The organism is Streptomyces sp. NPDC001606, assembly GCF_053596835.1.
Window position 1 is genome coordinate 180144 of the sequence record NZ_JBSFHC010000008.1, and the last position, 18186, is coordinate 198329.

Here is an 18186-nt window from a genome sequence, read left to right on the forward strand (position 1 = left end):
CGCTCAGCCCTTGATTCCGGTCTGCGCGATCCCCTGCACCAGCCAGCGCTGGAGGAAGAGGAACACGAACAGCAGCGGCAGGATGGAAACGGCGGTGGCCATGAAGATCAGGTGGTAGTTGACGGTCTGGTTGGTCATGTACGACGACAGCGCGACCTGCACCGTCCAGGCGCTGGGGTCCTGGCCGATCACCAGGGGCCACAGGAAGGCGTTCCAGCCGTTGATGAAGGTGATGGTGGCCATCGCCGCGAAGAAGTTCAGCGAGTTCGGTACGACGATCCGCCAGTACGCGCCCCAGTGGCCGAGTCCGTCCACGCGTGCCGCCTCCTCCAGCTCCTTGGGGAACCCGAGGAAGTACTGCCGGAACAGGAAACAGGTGAAACCGCTGAACAGGCCGGGGATGATCAGACCCCGGTAGCTGTCCACCCAGCCGAGCGACGACACCAGCACGAAGCTGGGCACGAAGGTCACGGCGGTGGGCACCATCAGGGTGGCGAGGACCGCGTAGAAGACCTTGTCGGCGTGGCGGTAGGGGATGCGGGCGAGGCCGTAGCCGGCGAGGGAGCAGACCAGCAGGATGCCGGCGGTCATCAGGACCGCGACGACCAGCGAGTTCAGCATCGACCGGCCGAAGTCGACCGTCGGGTCGTCGAACAGCTCGGAGATGTTGCCCCACTGGACGTGGGAGGGCAGGAACTTCCAGTTCTCGCCGGTGATCTCCTGGTCCGTGGACAGGGCGTTGCGGACGATCAGATAGAAGGGGATCAGGAACAGCACCGCGGCGATGCTCACGGCGAGATACAGACCGGTGTTGCCGAGGACGCTGCCGCGCCCGGTGCGGCGTGCGGTGGTGGTCCGGGGTGCGGTGGTGCTCACCTGGACTCCTCCCCCCTTCCGAAGCCCATGAACCTGCCCTGGAGCAGGGTGACGCCGCAGATCAGCACGGTGAGGATGACCGCGCCGGCGCTGCCGGAGCCGTAGTCCTGGCTGGCGCCGAGCGCCGTCTTGTACAGCACCATGAGCGGGGTCTGGCCCCAGGTCGCCCGGGTGGAGACGATGTTGTAGAACTCGTCGAAGGCCTGGTAGGCGGCGATCAGCAGCAGCAGGATCACCGCGGTCGAGGTGGCGCGCAGCTGGGGCAGCGTGATGTGCCGGAAGGTCTGCCAGCCGGGCTTGGCGCCGTCGATGGCCGCGGCCTCGTACAGCTCCCCGGGGATGTTCTGGAGGGCGGCCAGGAACAGGATCATGTAGAAGCCGGACTGGAGCCACAGCCGTACGGTCACGATGACCAGCCAGTACCACGGCGGGGACGGGTTGGAGACCCAGGCGATGTTCTCCACGCCGAACCAGCCGACGACCGTGTTGGCCAGGCCGAAGCGGACGCCGTTGAAGATCGACATCTTCCAGATCAGCGCGGCGGCGACATAGCTGCACGCGGTCGGCAGGAAGAACACCGACCGGAAGAAGGCGCGCAGGGAGCGCAGCCGGTGCACCAGCAGGGCGAGCCCCAGGGACAGCGCCCAGGTGGTGGGCACGATGAACGCGGCGAACACCGTGAACGTCAGCAGCGAGCCGGTGAAGTCGCTGTTCGACAGCATGTGGGTGTAGTTGTCGAGACCGACGAAGTGGCTCGGGGTGACGGTGAAGCGGGCGTCGAAGAAGCTGAGCCAGATGCTCCAGCCGATGGGCACGAAGACGAAGATCACCAGGCCGATGAGGAAAGGCCCGGTGAAGAGCCAGAAGTTGAGCGTGTTGCGCGTCCCGAGGCCCCGCCGCGGCCGGGCCTGGCCGGCCGCGGCCGGGGCGGGTCGGGCGACCCCGCGCGTGGTGGTGGTCGACATGTCGTGGTCCGTCCGCCGGCCTATCCGAAGAGCTTCTTCAGCTCGCGGTCGATCGTCTTGTCCGCCTTGTCGAGCGCGGCCTCCGGGTCCCCGCCCTTGCGGACGCAGTCGGCGATGACCGAGTCCCAGGCGCTCCACATGGCCTGGGTCCAGCCGATGTTGTCGAAGTGCCCGTAGGTGTTGAAGAGCTTCACGCCCTCGGCGGCCAGCCCGGACTTGAGCTTGCCGGCCTGCGCGGCGATCGTCCTGCGCGGCGGGATGTGGAAGCCGTAGGAGGTGGCGAAGTCCTCCTGGTACTGCTTCTGGTCGATCCACAGCCACTTGACGTACTCCTTGGCCGCGTCGACGTCCTTGCCCTTGGCGTTGACGAACATCGACCAGCCGCCGTTGTAGACGGACGGCCTGCCCTTGCTGCCGACCTTCGGGAAGGGCATCACGCCGAGGTCGTCGCCGAGCGCCTGCTGCATGGCGGGCATCGCCCACATGCCGCAGAACTGGATGGCGCACAGGCCCTGGCTGATCGCGGACGGGTCCCAGAAGTCGGCCGGTGCGTCCAGCAGCAGGTCGCCGCTGGTGAACAGCTTGCGCAGCTGGCGCAGTCCGGCGACGACCTCGTCGGTGTGGTAGCCGATCTCGTTCTTGGCGGTGAGCGGCTCGGCACCGGCCGACCAGATCAGGGGCGCCTCGATCGCGTGCAGGTCGTTGCCGAGGAACAGGCCCTTGACCTTGGAGGTGGTGAGCTTGGCGGCGGCCTCGATCAGCTCGTCGAGGGTGGTCGGCACGGCGACGTTCGCCTTCTCCAGCATGGACTTGCGGTAGAAGAGGAACTGCGGGTCGTCGATCATCCGGACGCCGTAGATCTTGCCGTCGACGGTGTGCGAGGCGATGTCGGCCGGGTTGAAGTCGTCCTTGACCGGCGCGATGATGTCGGTCAGATCGGCCACCTGACCGCTCTTGACGAGCTGGATCTGCGGGTGGAACTCGAAGACGTCGGGCGCCTGGTCGGTGAGCAGGGCGGCGAACAGCTTGGTCTCGTAGTCCGAGCCGGTGATCCACTGCGTGGTGACGTTCACCTTGCTGTAGGCCTTCGCGTAGCGCTTGACGGCCTGCTCGACCCCGGCCTCGCCGTACGCGTGGAAGTACTGGGTCAGCTGCTTGCCCGAACCCGAGCCGCCACCACGCCCGTTGTTGCTGCCACAGGCGGCGAGGCCGCCGGCGGCGGCCACGCCCAGCGCGGCCCGGAGTATCGATCGGCGGTCCCAGTTGCTGTTGCTCAGTGCCGGCATGCTGACGTCCTTGTCTGTTCGTGCGGCTGTGGATGGCTTCGCCCCCGGCGGCCCGATGGCTCGAAAGAGAGGGTGCGGAGCGGGACGTTAACCTTCGACTAAGGCTTCGGCAAGGGGTTGGACGAAGGCTGTGTGCGAAGCGTTGTGTCCGGTTCGGGATCCCGAACGAGCGTACGGGGCAAGGGAGATGAGGGCCGCCGGGTCAGGGGTGTGGCCGGCGGCCCTCGGTCAGGGGGAGGGTCGGGCTAGCGCCTGGTCCACACCTCGTTCGAACCGCCGTTGCAGCTGTACAGGATCACTTTGCTGCCGTCGGCGGTGGCCTGTCCGCTGACGTCGAGGCACGTACCCGACGCCTCGCTGACGATCTGCCCGTTCGCGTTCAGCAGCCAGCGCTGGGTGGCGTCCCCGGTCGCCGTGGCGTCGACCGTGAGCCCCGAACTCCCGGCGGTCAGATACCCGTTCGCACTCTTCAGGGTGCCGGCGGCGTCGTACGACCACGACTGGTCCGCCGCACCCGTGCAGGACGCGATCACGGCTCCGGAGGGGCCGGCGGTCAGGCACGTGCCGGACTGGCTGCCGACCAGGGCACCGGTCAGCGGCGAACTGCCGTGCCCGGCACGGGAGAAGACATAGGTGGTCACGGAGCGTGCGGCGAGCGTGGCGGAGACGGTGCCGTCGTGCACCGCCGGCTTCGCGACCTCGGCCCAGTTCTCCTCGGCGGAGGTCCGCACCGCCCGGGTGGCCCGCCCGGGCGCCGCGCCGGGGAAGTGCAGGTCCAGCGGGGTGTCGGTGGTGTTGTGGTTGTTCACCACGACCACCCACTGCCCCTTCCTGGCGTACGCCGACACCTCCACCCCGGCCGGTGCCCCGGTCACGTCGTGCACCACCGCGCCCGGCCGTACGAACCTGCTGTACTGGCCCAGTGCGTAATAGCGCTTGGTGAAGTACAGGGACTGGTTGCCGTTCGTGGCGTAGTCGGGGTCGTAGTAGATCAGGCCGTCGTTCCAGCCGGAGTCGTTCCTGGTGGTGGGATCGCTGCCGTACCCGCTCGCCAGCGCCACCCACCACTGGAACGCCGAGTCGTGCGCGGTCGCGAAGTCCTTGTAGATGATCCGCGACATCAGCAGAGCGTTGTCGATGGTCGGGTCGTACTCCTGGTTCCAGCCCGTGGTGCCCTTGCCGAAGCAGCAGATCTCCGTGGCCCAGGGGGCCTTCCCGACGGACCTCGACGTCTCGTAGACGTTCGCGAGCTGGCCGTCGTCGGGGTTGTTGTACGTGTGGTGCGCCAGCCGGGAGACATATCCGGCGGTGCCCGGCTGGGAGATCCACCGCGGCAGCTCGGTGGTGAACTGCGTGGTCTTGCTGGACTCGTCCGCGATGATCCCGGTCCGCTGGTGGCGGGCGCGCTGCTCGGCGCCGAGGGCCCGCACGATGTCGTCGCGCTGGTCGACGGGGACCGGCATGCCCTCCTGGCCGCAGTCGGCGAAGCTGTTGTCCGGTTCGTTGAAGGGGCTGATGTAGTCGAGCCGGACGCCCTGCCGGGCGAAATGGCCGGTCACATCGGCGATGTACCGGGCGAAGTCGGCCTCGTGCTCCGGCAGCAACTGGCCGCCGCAGCTCTTGCCGTTGGTCGTCCACCGACCCGGCGCGCTGTTCACGAAGCCGATCAGGTCCTTGACGCCGTACCGCGCGGCGTAGGTGAGGAAGGTCCGGCCGCCCTTGTCCCTGCTCCAGTCGTAGGAGCCGTCGGCGTTCAGGAAGTCCTGGGCGGCGCGGGCGGGCGTGGTGACCCCGACCCCGCCACCGCCGATGTTGTAGCGGTACGAGCTGAGGGCCAGGCCCTGCGGGGAGAACAGCAGCTTCGCCACCCGGGCCTGGACGGCGGGCGAGAAGTGCTGGAGGTCGTTGACCCACCAGGCGCCCGAGGCGCCGATGTCGTCGATGGTCTGGGCGGCGTGCGGCGAGACCTCGGCGGCGGCCGGGGCCCCGCCCGCCGCGGTGTCACCGGCGCTCGCGGGCGGGGCGGTGAGCAGGGCTCCCACGGCGGCCAGCGCGGCCGCGGCCGACCCGAGCAGGGATCTCTTGCGGGGGTGAGACACGTGCATCCCTTCCGTCGTCATGAAGGTGGTGCGGTACGGCTCCTTGCGAGGGTGGTGCGCTTTGCGGCGGCCCGTTGCCCCACGGCCTGCAAGGCCCCTTCGAGCGCGAACGTCGCCGCGCCCAGCGACACCGGGTCGGTGGGGATCGGGGAGAGGACGATCTCGGTGGCCGCCAGCGGTCGGCGCAGCGCGTGCCGGGCCACCGCCTGCCGGACCTCGGCGAGCAGCGGCTCGCCGAGCCGGGAGGCGACCCAGCTGCTGAGCACGATCACTTCCGGGTTGAGCAGGTTGATCAGGTCGGAGATGCCGGCGCCCAGGTAACGGGCCGTGTCCCGCAGCACCTTGAGCGCCACCGGGTCCTGGGCGGCGACGGCCCGGGCCAGCGCGTCGACGGTCGCCGTCTGGTCGTCGGGGTGCAGCAGCGGTGACTGTGGGCTGAGTTCGCGCAGGTTCTGCATGATGCCGGGCGCGCCGACATAGGTCTCCACGCAGCCGTGGTTGCCGCAGTGGCACAGCCGGCCGTCCAGCACCAGCGTGGTGTGCCCCCACTCCCCGGCGCTGTTGCTGACCCCCCGGTGCAGTCCGCCGCCGAGCGCCAGCCCCGCGCCGACCCCGGTGCCGAGGTTGACCACGACGGCGTCCCCGCGGCCCCGCGCCGCCCCGAACCACAGCTCGGCGACCGCGCAGGCGCGCAGCGGATTGTCCAGGTACAGCGGGTAGGCGATGTGTTCGGCGAGCAGGTCCAGCAGCGGAACGTCGTGCCAGTTCCAGTTGGGCGCGTACTCGGCGACGCCGGTGTCCCGGTCGACCTGGCCCGGCACGCTCACCCCGACCCCGAGCACCCGCGCCGCCTCGACACCGGCCTGCGCGACCACCGAGCCGACGGCGGCGGCGACATGGCCGACGACCTGCTCCGGGCGGCTCTCGCCGGGCCCGATCTCCTCGTCGGCGCGGGCCAGCACGTTCAGCGCCAGGTCGAACAGCTCGACGTGGACATAGGTCTCGGCGATGTCGACGCCGATCAACGCGCCCCCCGACGCGTTGACGGCCACCAGTCCCCGGGGGCGGCCCCCGGCGGAGTCCTCGAAACCGACCTCGGTGATCATCCGGAGGTCCAGCAGCTCCCCGACGAGCGTGGCGACCGTGGCCAGGCTCAGCCCGGTGGCGGCCGCCAGCTCCTGCCGGGAGGTGGGGGACTCGGCGATGATCTGGCGCAGCACCTCGTAGCGGTTCGCGGTGCGGATGTCACGTGACGTGCGCTTCACGAGGCTGCCCCTCCCATCCCGTCCAGGCCCGGCCGGGCGGCTTCGCACCGGCGCGGGCGTCAGGCTATGGGCTGCGGAGGACTTTCGACAAGGGGTTAGGAAAGGGATTGGAGAAAGTCCCTCCCGGGTACGGCGGTCAGCTGTCGAGAAGGTCCCGGACGAACGCGTTGCTGAACGTGCCGGCCGGGTCGAGGGAGCGAGCCAGCTCGCGGAAGGCGGCCAGACGCGGGTACCGCTGCCGCAGGGCCGGGGCCGGGATGCCGTAGACCTTCCCCCAGTGCGGGCGTGGCCCGAACGGCTCCAGCACCTCCTCCAGCCGCCGCACCACCGGCAGTACGGCCGTCTCGTCGCGCACCCAGGTGAAGTGCAGGGCGACCGAGTCCCGGCCGTGGGCGGGGCTGAGCCACTGCGCGTCGGCGGCGACCGTGCGCACCTCGCAGATCTGGAGCACTCCGGCGACGGCCCGCCGTACCCGGCCGACCGCGTTCAGCGCGTCGACGGCCGCCGACCGCGGCAGCAGGTACTCCGTCTGGATCTCCTCCCCGCTGCTCGGCGTGAACTCCGCCCGGAAGTGCGGCAGCCGCTCGTGCCAGGGCCCCGGCACGCCCAGCTGCTCGGTGCAGTTCTCCGCGGGCATGCCCGGCACCGGGTGTACCGCGCAGGCCGCGGGCGCCGCCCACGGGAAGTCCACCGCCGGCCGGTCGGCGCGCCGCTTGACCCACACCTGCCGGAACCCCGCATCCCGCCAGTCGGTGAACAGGCTCACGCTGTAACCGGCCGCCATGACGGCCTCGAAGTCCAGTCCCTCCCCGGGAAGTTCGGTGTACACCCGCTGTTCCACCTCGAACGCCGGCTCCAGTTCGAGGGTCAGCGCGGTGACGACGCCCAGCGCGCCCAGCGAGGTCACGGCGCCGTCGAACCGCGGGTCACCGCGGCCGATCGTCACCGTCGAACCGTCCGCGACGACCAGCTCCACCTCCCGCACCGCCGCCGCCAGCGGCCCGTTGCCCACGCCCGAGCCGTGGGTGCCGGTCGCCACCGAACCGGCCACCGAGATATGCGGCAGCGAGGCCATGTTGGGCAGCGCCAGGCCGTACGCGTGCACCGCGCGGGCCAGTTCGGCGTACCGCACCCCGCCCGACACCCGGACCGTGCGGGCCACCGAGTCCACCTCGATCACCGGCGGCAGCCCGGCGGTGGACAGCAGCACCCCGTCCGGGCCCGGGTCCGCGATCCGGTTGAACGAGTGCCCGCTGCCCAGCGCCCGCACCCGGGTGCTGCCGGCCACCAGCGCCCGGAGCGCGTCGACCGTGGCGGGGCGGTGGAACTCCTTGGCCGTGAAGGTGATGGTGCGCGCCCAGTTGGCGACCGACCCGGCGGTCCCGGCCGTTTCCGTCATCGTTGCGTCCCTCCCGAGAGTCCGTGTCCGTCGACCCTCTCATTCGCTCCGGCCCACGGTAGAGAGCGGTTGCTGCGGTAGTGCTGATTTAGTCGTATGGAGCAGAGATAAGTGCTGTTTCCATAAATCGATCGCGCCTCCTGCTGCGATATCGGTACCGTCTGGCTCATGACTCCGGAACCGCTCCCCGCCCAGCTTCCCGTCACCGACCGCACCCGGCACCGCAGGCTGCGCGAGCAGGGGAGCCTGGAGCGGGCCGATCTGGAGGCGATCCTCGACGCGGGGTTCGTCTGCCATCTGGGCGTCGTGGTGGACGGCCGGCCGTTCGTGGTGCCGACGGTGTACGGGCGGGACGAACGGTGGTTGTACGTCCACGGGTCCGTGGCCAGCCGCAGCCTGGCCGGCGGGACGCCCGTGTGCGTGACCGTGACGCACGTCGACGGGCTGGTGCTCGCCCGCTCCGTCTTCGAGCACGGCGTGAACTACCGCAGCGCCGTCATCCACGGCGACGCCCGGCCGGTCACCGATCCGGAGGAGAAGCTGACGGGACTGCGCCTGCTCACCGAGCGCACCGCGCCCGGACAGTGGTCGTACGCCCGCCGTCCGAACCGCAAGGAGCTGGCCGCCACCACCCTGCTCGCCCTCTCCCTCGAAGAGGCCTCCGTCAAGATCCGCACCGGTGCCCCCGACGACGGCGACGGCCCCGACGCGGCCCTCGGGCTGTGGGCCGGGGTGCTGCCGCTCACCGCCGCGTGGGGCGACCCGGTGGCCGACCCGGCGCTGCCGCCGGGCACCGCCCTACCGGAACACATCGCGCGCCGTGCGGGGACCCGGCACGGCTGAGCCGGGGGCGGGGGCATACGGTGAGAGGCGAACGCCTGAGCCGGGAGGAGACAGACGGATGGGCAGTCGCACCGCGCTGGTCGAGGATCTGATGGAGCGGTTCCCGCACGTACCGCGGGAGGCCGTCTTCAAGGAGGACCTGCTCCGCGGCGGAGTGGCCTTCGACCCGTCCGCGCTCAGTGACAACGAGGGCGGCGAGGTCAAGCCGAAGTCGTACTTCATCTTCTCCTTCGACCACGGCACCCTGCCCGAGCTGGGCGAGGCCGCGCTGCGCCGGCCCCCGGAGGAGATCATCCTCACCGGCGGGCCGTACGACCTGCGGCGGACCGTCGTCTCGGTGCGGGTGAACCCCGCCTCGCCGTACCGGGTGGCGGCCGACGACGCGGGCCTGCTCGGGCTCTACCTCGACGGCCGGCGCATCGCCGACGTCGGGGTGCCGCCCATGCCCGAGTACTACCGGCACACCCTCTCCAACGGGAAGTCGGTCATGGAGGTCGCCCCCACCATCCAGTGGGGCTACCTGATCTATCTGACCGTCTTCCGGGTGTGCCAGTACTTCGGCGCCAAGGAGGAGTGCCAGTACTGCGACATCAACCACAACTGGCGCCAGCACAAGGCGGCCGGGCGGCCCTACACCGGGGTGAAGGACGTCGAGGAGGTCCTGGAGGCCCTCGAGATCATCGACCGGTACGACACCCAGCGGGCGTCCACCGCCTACACGCTGACCGGCGGTGCGATCACCAAGACGGTCGCCGGGCGGGACGAGGCCGACTTCTACGGCCACTACGCCAAGGCCATCGAGGAGCGCTTCCCGGGCCGCTGGATCGGCAAGGTCGTGGCGCAGGCGCTGCCCAAGGCGGACGTACAGCGGTTCAAGGACTACGGCGTACAGATCTACCACCCCAACTTCGAGGTGTGGGACCGCCGGCTGTTCGAGCTGTACTGCCCCGGCAAGGAGCGGTACGTCGGGCGGGACGAGTGGCACCGGCGCATCCTGGACTCCGCGGACGTCTTCGGCGCCCGCAACGTCATCCCCAACTTCGTGGCGGGGGTGGAGATGGCGGAGCCGTTCGGCTTCACCACCGTGGACGAGGCCATCGCCTCCACCATCGAGGGCCTGCGGTTCTTCATGTCGCACGGCATCACGCCCCGCTTCACCACCTGGTGCCCGGAGCCGACCACCCCGCTCGGCAAGGCCAACCCGCAGGGCGCGCCGCTGGAGTACCACATCCGGCTGCTCCAGGCCTACCGGCAGACGATGGAGGAGTTCGGGCTGTCCTCCCCGCCCGGCTACGGCCCGCCCGGCCCCGGCCGCGCCGTCTTCTCGGTCAGCTCCTTCATGGACAGCCTGCCCGCCGAGGACCCGGCCGAGGAGCCTGCCGAGGTGTGAGGCCGGGGGCGCAACCGGTTGTGAACAGGTCGCTTGTCAGTTGTGTCGATAGCGTGAAAGGCTCTGTGTCCTGCCGCGAGGTTCCGTACAACTCCCTTTCCCGCCTGGTGAGTTGACCTCGCACGTGGATGCAGGAGTCCCATGCCCGACCTGCCGACCCCCAAGGACGCGACCGAGTCCGCGCTGTTCTCGGAGTGCTGGGACGCGGTGCTCTCCTACGCGGACCTGTGCACCTCCGGGTCCCTGACGGCACATCAGCTGGCCACCGAGGCGTTCACCCTCGGCATGCGCGAGGTCCGCGGCGCCGCCGGTGCCCAGGTGCGCGGCGCCGCCCGGCGCACCACCCGGCTGCCCACCGTCCCGGCGCTGCTCACCGCCGTCCGCGACACCGCCGCCGGCTGGGAGGCGGCCGGGCAGGGACACCGGCTCGACCCCGACCTGCGGCTGTGGCTCAACTCCCCGGCGGCGGCCCGCCATGCCGGGCCGCCCCTGCAACGCCCCGTCGCCCTGCGCGGCCTGCGGGACATGCAGGAGGCCGACGCGACGCTGCTGTGGCTGGCCGAGGTGGAGGCGCTGCCGCTGCCCACGGTCGCCCGTCGGCTGGGCCTCGACCCGGCCCGCGTCGCCGACGAACTCGACCAGGTGCGCACGCTGTTCCGGGACCGCTGCCACCGGGCGCACCTCGACACCCCGATGGACGCCGAGTGCCGTAGCTACGCCCGGCTGCTGGACGCGGTCACCCGCTCCGCCGCCGACACCCCGGAGGACCTCTCCCGGCACCTCGCGACCTGTGTGCGGTGCGCCGAGGCCGCCGCCTGCCTGCGGCTGCACGGCGGCGGACTGCCCGCCGCCCTCGCCGGCGGAGTGATCGGCTGGGGCGGCCTCGCCTACCTGGAACGCCGCCGCCGGGCCACCGAGGTCCGGCTCGGCGCCGCCGCCCGGGCGGGCACCGGGGAACCCGAGCAGGAGCCGGGCCGCGGCCGTGCGCTGCGCGGCGGCCTGATCGCCGCCGCCGTCCTGCTGTCGGCGCTCGCGCTCGCCGTGTCGATGATGCCGTTCGGCGGCTCCGGCGACGGCACCGCCTCCGCCCACGACGACAGCCGCCCGATCGCCGACCCCGGCATCTCCCGCACCACCACCGCCCCCGCCCCGGCGACCCCCTCCACCTCGGTCTCCGTCTCCGCCTCTGCCTCCGCCTCCACCTCCGCCGGTGTCCCCTCCGCCACCGGCACCCGCCCCACCCCGGCCGGCGGCAAGCCCGACCCCGAACCCCAGGGCACCTCCGCCACCACGCACCGCCCCGCCTCCGGCCCCACCAGCGCGCCCGCCACCGCCCCCGCCTGCCGGGTCGCCTACGACCTCGTCAACCAGTGGCCCGACGGCTTCCAGGCCACCGTCACCGTCACCACCGCCTCGGCGCTCACCGACTGGCATGTCTCCTGGAGTTTCCGCGACGGCCAGCGGATCACCCAGATGTGGGACGCCACCGCCCGGCAGGACGGCCCGCGGGTCACCGCCACCGCCGCGGACTACAACCGGTCCGTCGCCGCCCACGCCACCCTGTCCTTCGGCTTCCTCGCCTCCTGGCAGGAGAAGAACCGCACGCCGTACGCCTTCACGCTGAACGGATCCCCCTGCACGACGGGCTGACGCGTGGTCACCACTGCACGGTGGGGGACCGGGGCGGAAATTCGGTGGTGTCGGAATGCGGCCGACTCTAGGGTGGGACCCGCTTCAGGCAGTGGCCGGCGGCCGCTGCCGTCTGTCGAGTGAGAAACGGGAGGTGTGTGACCGATGACTGTCCCTGCGACGGGCGTTGCCCGCGACCAGAAGTTCGTCCACTCCACCTCCGTGGCCACCGGCTGAACCCGTAGCGCGTCACCCGCGCCCGCCCGGGGCCACCCTTGTGAAGGGTCTCCCTTGACTTCCACCTCCGCAGTGTCCGCCGCGCTCGCTCCCTACGGCTGGGACCAGGACTGGGCCGACGCGTTCGCCCCGTACGCCGCTCAGGGGCTGCTGCCCGGGCGGGTCGTCCGGGTCGACCGGGGCCAGTGCGATGTCGTCACCCCCGACGGGGTCGTGCGCGCCGACACCGAGTTCGTCGTGCCCCGCGATCCGATGAAGGTCGTGTGCACGGGGGACTGGGTCGCCGTCGACCCGGCCGGCGATCCCCGTTACGTCCGCGTGTATCTGCCGCGCCGCACCTCCTTCGTCCGCTCCACCTCCTCCAAGCGGTCCGAGGGACAGATCCTCGCGGCCAACGTCGACCACGCCGTCGTCGCCGTGTCCCTCGCCGTCGAGCTGGACCTCGGCCGCGTCGAACGCTTCCTCGCCCTCGCCTGGGAGTCCGGCGCCCAGCCCGTCGTCGTCCTCACCAAGGCCGACCTGGTACCGGACCCGGTCACCCTGGCCCATCTCGTGCAGGACGTCGAGACCAGCGCGCCCGGGGTGCCCGTGCTGGCCGTCAGCGCGCTCGGCGGCGACGGGCTCGATCCGCTCCGCGCGCTGGTCGGCACCGGGACCTCCGTGCTGCTCGGTCAGTCCGGCGCGGGCAAGTCGACGCTGGCCAACGCGCTGGTCGGCGCGGACCTGATGGACGTACAGGCCGCCCGGGACGTCGACGGCAAGGGGCGGCACACCACGACCACCCGCAATCTGCTGCCCCTGCCCTCCGGCGGGGTGCTCATCGACACCCCCGGGCTGCGGGGGGTCGGCCTGTACGACGCCGAGGGCGGGGTCGGGCAGGTGTTCGCCGAGATCGAGGAACTCGCCGAGGACTGCCGGTTCTCCGACTGCGCGCACGAGAGCGAGCCGGGGTGCGCGGTGCGCGAGGCGACGGAGAGCGGGGCCCTGGCGGTACGGCGGCTGGAGAGCTACCGCAAGCTGATGCGCGAGAACCAGTGGATCGTGGCGAAGAGCGATGCCCGGGTCCGGGCCGAGCTGCGGCGGGACTGGAAGCGCAAGGGCGCCGCCGGGCGGGCCGCGATGGACCTCAAGCGGGGGCGTCTGCGGTAGCAGCCGTTCCCTCGCGGCCGCCGGGAGGGAACACCTCGGTCGCCGTGTCCGATTTCCGCTGGCCGTGCGTGTGTCCCCGTCCCCACACTGGACAGTGTGATGGACGAGGACACCAGGTACGAAGCCGTGCGGAGCCGGGACGGGCGGTTCGACGGTGTGTTCTTCTTCGCCGTCGAGACCACCGGGATCTACTGCCGGCCCAGCTGCCCGGCGGTGACGCCGAAGCGGAGCAACGTGCGGTTCTTCCCGACGGCCGCCGCCGCGCAGCGCGCAGGGTTCCGGGCCTGCCGGCGGTGCCGGCCGGACGCGGTGCCCGGGTCGGCGGAGTGGAACGTGCGCGCGGACGCCGTCGGCCGGGCCATGCGGCTGATCGCCGACGGGGTCGTGGACCGGGAGGGCGTCGCGGGGCTGGCCGCCCGGCTCGGCTACAGCACCCGGCAGGTGCAGCGGCAGCTCACCGCCGAGCTGGGCGCCGGGCCGGTGGCGCTCGCGCGGGCGCAGCGGGCGCACACCGCGCGGGTGCTGTTGCAGACCACCGAGCTGCCGGTCACCGAGATCGCGTTCGCCTCCGGGTTCGCCAGCGTCCGGCAGTTCAACGACACCGTCCGCGAGGTGTACGCGGCGACCCCGACCGGGCTGCGGGCCGCCGCGCCGCAGGGCCGCCGGGCCGCCCCGGGCACCGGTATCCCGCTGCGGCTCGCCCACCGCGGCCCCTACCAGGCCGCCGCCGTCTTCGACCTGCTCGCGGCGGAGGCGGTGCCGGGTGTCGAGGAGGTGACCGGCGGCCCCGGCGGCCGTACCTACCGGCGCACCCTGCGGCTGCCGTACGGCACCGGGATCGTCGCCGTCGCCGAGCGCACCCGGGCCCCGCGGGCGGGCACCGGCACGCATCCGGGCGGCTGGCTCGACGCCCGGCTGCGGCTGACCGACCCCCGGGACCTGACCACCGCCGTGCACCGGCTGCGGCGGCTGTTCGACCTGGACGCCGACCCCTATGCCGTCGACGAACGGCTCGGCGCCGACCCCCGGCTCGCCCCGCTGGTCGCCGCCCGGCCGGGGCTGCGCTCGCCCGGCGCCGTCGACCCGCTGGAGCCCGCCGTACGCGCCCTGGTGGGCACGGAACGCGCCGCGGAGCTGGTGCGGCGGTACGGCAAGGCGCTGGACGCGCCCTCGGGCAGCCTCACCCGGCTGTTCCCGGAACCCGGTGTGCTCGCCGAGGCCGAGCCGGACGGCCCGCTGGGCGCGCTGGCCGCCGCGCTCGCCGACGGCACGCTACGGCTGGACCCCGGCGCCGACCGGGACGCGGCCCGGGACGCGCTGCTCGCCCTGCCCGGCATGGACCCGGAGGCCGTCGCCGCGATCCGCGTCCGCGCGCTCGGCGATCCGGACGTGGCCCCGCCGGGGGCCGAGCTGCCCGACGCGTGGCGGCCGTGGCGGTCGTACGCGGTGCGGCATCTGCGGGTGGCGGGGGAGTGGTGAGGGAGACGTTCGGCCGTCCGCGGTGCGTCAGGACGGTTCGTCGGTAGCGGCCTTGGTGGTGGGGTCCGTGGTGGGGTCCGTGGGGGCCGGTGCCGGGTGCAGAAGGGTGTCCAGGGCGGCCCGCAGATAGCGCTCCAGGGTCGCGTCGTCGCGTGCGGCCAGGGCGGGGGGCCGGATCTCCGTGCGCATCAGACTGGTGCCGAGCATCCAGGCCGCCAGCAGCTCCGCGCGCAGCTCGGCATCCGGGCCGCCGAGCCGGGCGGCCAGCCGCTTGGAGAACACCTCGGTGAACTCCGCGCGCAGCCGCTCCACCGCCTCCTCGCGGCCGGAGGAGCGCAGCAGGGTCAGCACCGGGTGCGGGAAGCCGTCCTCCTTCGGCGCGCCCCGGAGCAGTGCGCAGATCCAGTCGGGTATCGCCTCGACCGGCTCCGCCAGCAGCGGCTCGAATATCCGCCCGGGGGCCGCCACATCGTTGAACAGCGCTGCCTTCGAGCCGAAATAGCGGTACACCAGGGCCGCGTCCACCCCGACGTCGCCCGCGATGTCGCGCACGCTCGTGCCCTCGTATCCGTACTTGCCGAAACGGAAGGCCGCGGCGGCCCGCAGCGCGGTGCGCGTGGCCGAGGCCGAGCGCTTGTGGGCGGCGCGCTGGGCCACCGCCTTCGACGCCTCGCCGTTCTGCGCTTCCGTCACGTCACTGCACCTCCGTCGTCCACGGGCCCTGCGGCATCCGCCCATGTTCCAGGGTGCCGCCGCTGTCTCAAAGTCAGCGACCGTTGTCATCAAACGTTGACTTGTGTTCGGGCCGCGTGCCATACCTGAAGCAGTCAACGATTGATGACTTTGATAGACGCCGTGCACCTCACCCGCCGTGCGCCGCCGCAGCCGTAGCGCGCGGCACGCCCCACCGACCCGGAAAAGGTGATCTTCTGTGCCCCTTCGACGCGTTGCCGTGATCGGAACCGGTTACGTCGGCCTGACCACCGGTGCCTGTCTGGCCTCTCTCGGGCACACCGTGGTGTGCGCGGACGCTGACCCGACCAAGGTCGAACGACTGCGCCAGGCCCAGGTCGACATCCTGGAGCCGGGCCTGACCGAGACCGTCCGGGAGGCGCTGGACGCCGGCCTGCTGGAGTTCACCGGCGACACCGTGGCCGCCGTCACCGAGGCCGAGGTGGTCTTCCTCTGCCTGCCCACCCCCATGGGCGCGGGCGGCGCGGCCGATCTCGCCGCCGTCGAGGCGGTCGCCGCGCAGATCCGCGACGCGCTGCCGCCCGGCGTGGTCGTCGTCAACAAGTCCACCGTGCCGGTCGGCACCAGCGAGCGGGTCGCCGCGCTCCTCGGCCGGGACGACATACCCGTGGTGAGCAACCCCGAGTTCCTGCGCGAGGGCCGCGCCGTCCACGACTTCCTGCACCCCGACCGCATCGTGATCGGCGCCGCCGACCGGCAGGCCGCCCGGCGCGTGGCCGACCTGTACGCCGCGCTGGACGCGCCGCTGGTGCTCACCGACCCGGCCAGCGCCGAACTCACCAAGTACGCGGCCAACTTCTTCCTCGCGATGAAGCTGTCCTTCGCCAACAACCTCGCCACCGTCTGCGAGCGCTTCGGTGCCGACATCGCCGATGTCACCGAGGGCATCGGACGCGACCCGCGGATCGGCTCGGCGTTCCTGCGGCCCGGTCCCGGCTGGGGCGGCTCCTGCCTGCCCAAGGACACCCACGCCCTGCTGACCGCCTGCGAACAGGCCGGCGTCGACTTCCCGCTGCTGCGCGCCACCATCGAGACCAACGTCACCCACCAGCGCCGGCTCGTCGCCCGCGTGGCCGCGGCCTGCGGGCGCGGCGAGGACGGCTCGCTGCACGGCGTACGGCTCGCCCTGTACGGCCTGACGTTCAAGGCCGGCACCTCCGACCTGCGCGACTCGCCCGCGCTGGCCGTGGCCCGGCTGCTGCGCGAGCGGGGCGCCGAACTCACCGCGTACGACCCCGCGTTGCGCAGCCGGCGGCCCGACCTGAGCGATCTGGTCGACCTCGTGGACGACCCGGTGCGGGCGGCGGAGGGCGCGGTGGCCTGTGTGGTCCTCACCGAGTGGCCCGAGCTGCGCGACCTGGACTGGGCGGCCATCGCCGCGCGGATGAGCGGCCACCAGGTGCACGACTTCCGCGATCTGCTGGACGCGGACCGGCTCGCCCGCGCCGGACTGACCTGGCAGGGCATCGGCCGCGCCACCGCGCCGGCCGCCGCGGCCTGACGGCCCGGATCCCCGAACGCATTCGAGAGAACACCTTCGAGAGAACTCCTTCGAGAGAACTCCTTCGAGAGAAAGGCCCACCCCCCATGCGGGTTCTGTGCACGACGCTCGGCAGCCCCTCCCACGGGCGTGCCCAACTTCCCCTGCTGCGCGCCCTCGCCGAGGCCGGGCACCAGGTGCGCGTGGTCACCAACGAGACCCTCGCCTCCGTCTTCCGCGCGGACGCGGTCGACGTCCTTCCCGTCTTACCGGAGTTCGACCCGTCCGCCATGATGGGGCCGTACCTCGGCGAACTCCGGGCCATCGCCGACCCGGCGGAGCAGATGGCGGAGCTCACCCGGCTGCTGCCGCGTGCCGTCTCCGGGCCGGGCGTCGGGCGGTTCCTGGAGATCCTGCTCCCGCTCGCCCGGCAGTACCGCCCGGACCTGATCCTCCGCGACGGCATGGACATGGCCGCCGTACTCACCGCCGAACTGCTGGGCGTACCGCAGCTGCCGACGCCCTCCGGGTTCAGCAACACCGTGGACCCCGCCGAGCTGCTGCCCGGGCTCGGCGAGCGGCGCCGGGAGCTGGGGCTGCCGGTGAGCGACGATCCGCTGTCCGTCGTACCGCACGGCCGTATCGACTATGTGCCGGCCGCCTTCTCCTTCGCCCGGCACCTGCCCCACAGCTGGGCCTACCGGCAGACCGTGGACGTCGAACGCGGCGGGAAGCTGCCGCAGTGGGCCGCCGCGCTGCCCGTGGACCGGCCGCTGGTGTACGCCGCGGTCGGCACCGCTTTGCCGATGATGCACGAGCGGGCGGCGGACCCGTCCGATCCGCCGGTCATGGAGCTGCCGGACGCCACCGCGAGTCTGCGCACGCTGCTGGCGGCGGCGGCCGAACTGGAGGACTGCACGGTGGTCGTGTCGACGTCCGGGATACCGGTGGAGACCTCGGGGCTGCCCGGACACGTCCATGTCACCGAGCGGGTGGCACAGCCGCTGCTGCTGGAGTCGGTTGACCTGTTCGTCACCCACGGCGGGTTCAACAGCATCCGGGAGGCGATGCGCACCGGCACCCCGCTGGCGGTGCTGCCGCACTTCGGCGACCAGCCCGCCAACGCGGACCGGGTGGAGGAACTGGGCCTCGGCCGTCATGTCACCGAGCGCAGCGCGGCCGGCATCGCCGAGGTGTGCCGCAAACTCCTGGCCGACCCGGCACCCCGGGCCCGGGCCCGTGCGGCCCAGCTGGCGATGCTGACCCTGCCGGGGATCGAGCAGGCGGTGGGCGACCTGGAGGAAATCGCGGGCACCAGCGGCTGATCGGTTCGCCC

At 72.1% G+C, this 18186-nt stretch carries 14 protein-coding genes; 7 read left to right on the forward strand and 7 right to left on the reverse strand.

Annotated elements, in window-relative coordinates; all coding sequences use genetic code 11:
* Nucleotides 1-3 precede the first annotated feature (3 nt).
* The 6 genes from ACWCV9_RS17510 to ACWCV9_RS17535 form a co-directional block, all read right to left on the reverse strand.
* Nucleotides 4-876, reverse strand: a complete 873-nt coding sequence (locus ACWCV9_RS17510; protein WP_450787581.1) for a carbohydrate ABC transporter permease — start codon at nt 874-876, stop codon at nt 4-6.
* Nucleotides 873-1841, reverse strand: a complete 969-nt coding sequence (locus ACWCV9_RS17515) for a carbohydrate ABC transporter permease (RefSeq protein WP_450787583.1) — start codon at nt 1839-1841, stop codon at nt 873-875. Before ACWCV9_RS17515 ends, ACWCV9_RS17510 begins: the two co-directional genes overlap by 4 nt.
* A 20-nt stretch (nt 1842-1861) precedes the next feature.
* Nucleotides 1862-3127 carry an ABC transporter substrate-binding protein gene (locus ACWCV9_RS17520; RefSeq protein WP_450787584.1) on the reverse strand — a complete coding sequence of 422 codons (1266 nt, stop codon included), beginning with the start codon at nt 3125-3127 and terminating at the stop codon, nt 1862-1864.
* Nucleotides 3128-3372: 245 nt separating this feature from the next.
* Complete coding sequence (locus ACWCV9_RS17525; RefSeq protein WP_450787585.1) at nt 3373-5232, reverse strand: glycoside hydrolase; 1860 nt, start codon at nt 5230-5232, stop codon at nt 3373-3375.
* Nucleotides 5233-5243: 11 nt separating this feature from the next.
* Nucleotides 5244-6491, reverse strand: coding sequence for an ROK family transcriptional regulator (locus tag ACWCV9_RS17530; protein ID WP_450787587.1), 1248 nt, complete (start codon nt 6489-6491; stop codon nt 5244-5246).
* A 136-nt stretch (nt 6492-6627) separates the two neighbouring features.
* Nucleotides 6628-7890 carry an FAD-binding protein gene (locus ACWCV9_RS17535; RefSeq protein WP_450787588.1) on the reverse strand — a complete coding sequence of 421 codons (1263 nt, stop codon included), beginning with the start codon at nt 7888-7890 and terminating at the stop codon, nt 6628-6630.
* Nucleotides 7891-8058: 168 nt separating this feature from the next.
* Here ACWCV9_RS17535 and ACWCV9_RS17540 point away from each other — a divergent pair, with 168 nt between their 5' ends.
* The 5 genes from ACWCV9_RS17540 to ACWCV9_RS17560 all read left to right on the forward strand — a co-directional run bounded on the left by ACWCV9_RS17540 (nt 8059) and on the right by ACWCV9_RS17560 (nt 14617).
* On the forward strand, nt 8059-8733 hold the full coding sequence (locus tag ACWCV9_RS17540) for a pyridoxamine 5'-phosphate oxidase family protein (RefSeq protein ID WP_450787590.1): 675 nt from the start codon (nt 8059-8061) through the stop codon (nt 8731-8733).
* Nucleotides 8734-8791: 58 nt separating this feature from the next.
* The gene (locus ACWCV9_RS17545) at nt 8792-10123 is read left to right on the forward strand and encodes a radical SAM protein (protein WP_450787592.1); all 1332 of its coding nucleotides are present in this window, start codon (nt 8792-8794) and stop codon (nt 10121-10123) included.
* Between the two features lie 141 nt (nt 10124-10264).
* Nucleotides 10265-11773, forward strand: coding sequence for a cellulose binding domain-containing protein (locus ACWCV9_RS17550; RefSeq protein WP_450787594.1), 1509 nt, complete (start codon nt 10265-10267; stop codon nt 11771-11773).
* Between the two features lie 270 nt (nt 11774-12043).
* A complete protein-coding gene (gene rsgA / locus ACWCV9_RS17555) occupies nt 12044-13138 on the forward strand; it encodes a ribosome small subunit-dependent GTPase A (RefSeq protein ID WP_450787596.1) in 1095 nt (364 codons plus the stop codon).
* Between the two features lie 99 nt (nt 13139-13237).
* Nucleotides 13238-14617, forward strand: coding sequence for a DNA-3-methyladenine glycosylase 2 family protein (locus ACWCV9_RS17560; protein WP_450787701.1), 1380 nt, complete (start codon nt 13238-13240; stop codon nt 14615-14617).
* Between the two features lie 27 nt (nt 14618-14644).
* Here the strand turns inward: ACWCV9_RS17560 and ACWCV9_RS17565 are convergent, their stop codons facing one another.
* Nucleotides 14645-15310, reverse strand: coding sequence for a TetR/AcrR family transcriptional regulator (locus ACWCV9_RS17565; protein ID WP_450787597.1), 666 nt, complete (start codon nt 15308-15310; stop codon nt 14645-14647).
* Between the two features lie 238 nt (nt 15311-15548).
* Here ACWCV9_RS17565 and ACWCV9_RS17570 point away from each other — a divergent pair, with 238 nt between their 5' ends.
* Together ACWCV9_RS17570 and ACWCV9_RS17575 are read left to right on the forward strand one after the other, a co-directional pair.
* A complete protein-coding gene (locus ACWCV9_RS17570) occupies nt 15549-16871 on the forward strand; it encodes a UDP-glucose dehydrogenase family protein (protein WP_450787598.1) in 1323 nt (440 codons plus the stop codon).
* 86 nt (nt 16872-16957) lie between these two features.
* On the forward strand, nt 16958-18175 hold the full coding sequence (locus ACWCV9_RS17575) for a glycosyltransferase (RefSeq protein WP_450787600.1): 1218 nt from the start codon (nt 16958-16960) through the stop codon (nt 18173-18175).
* Nucleotides 18176-18186 lie beyond the last annotated feature (11 nt).

Excerpts from the sequence above, each read along its gene's own strand:
- ACWCV9_RS17515 (WP_450787583.1), bottom strand. The coding sequence starts at position 1,841 with ATGTCGACCACCACCACGCGCGGGGTCGCCCGACCCGCCCCGGCCGCG.
- ACWCV9_RS17520 (WP_450787584.1), bottom strand. The coding sequence starts at position 3,127 with ATGCCGGCACTGAGCAACAGCAACTGGGACCGCCGATCGATACTCCGG.
- ACWCV9_RS17525 (WP_450787585.1), bottom strand. The coding sequence starts at position 5,232 with ATGCACGTGTCTCACCCCCGCAAGAGATCCCTGCTCGGGTCGGCCGCG.
- ACWCV9_RS17535 (WP_450787588.1), bottom strand. The coding sequence starts at position 7,890 with ATGACGGAAACGGCCGGGACCGCCGGGTCGGTCGCCAACTGGGCGCGC.
- ACWCV9_RS17540 (WP_450787590.1), top strand. The coding sequence starts at position 8,059 with ATGACTCCGGAACCGCTCCCCGCCCAGCTTCCCGTCACCGACCGCACC.
- ACWCV9_RS17545 (WP_450787592.1), top strand. The coding sequence starts at position 8,792 with ATGGGCAGTCGCACCGCGCTGGTCGAGGATCTGATGGAGCGGTTCCCG.
- ACWCV9_RS17550 (WP_450787594.1), top strand. The coding sequence starts at position 10,265 with ATGCCCGACCTGCCGACCCCCAAGGACGCGACCGAGTCCGCGCTGTTC.
- ACWCV9_RS17560 (WP_450787701.1), top strand. The coding sequence starts at position 13,238 with ATGGACGAGGACACCAGGTACGAAGCCGTGCGGAGCCGGGACGGGCGG.
- ACWCV9_RS17575 (WP_450787600.1), top strand. The coding sequence starts at position 16,958 with ATGCGGGTTCTGTGCACGACGCTCGGCAGCCCCTCCCACGGGCGTGCC.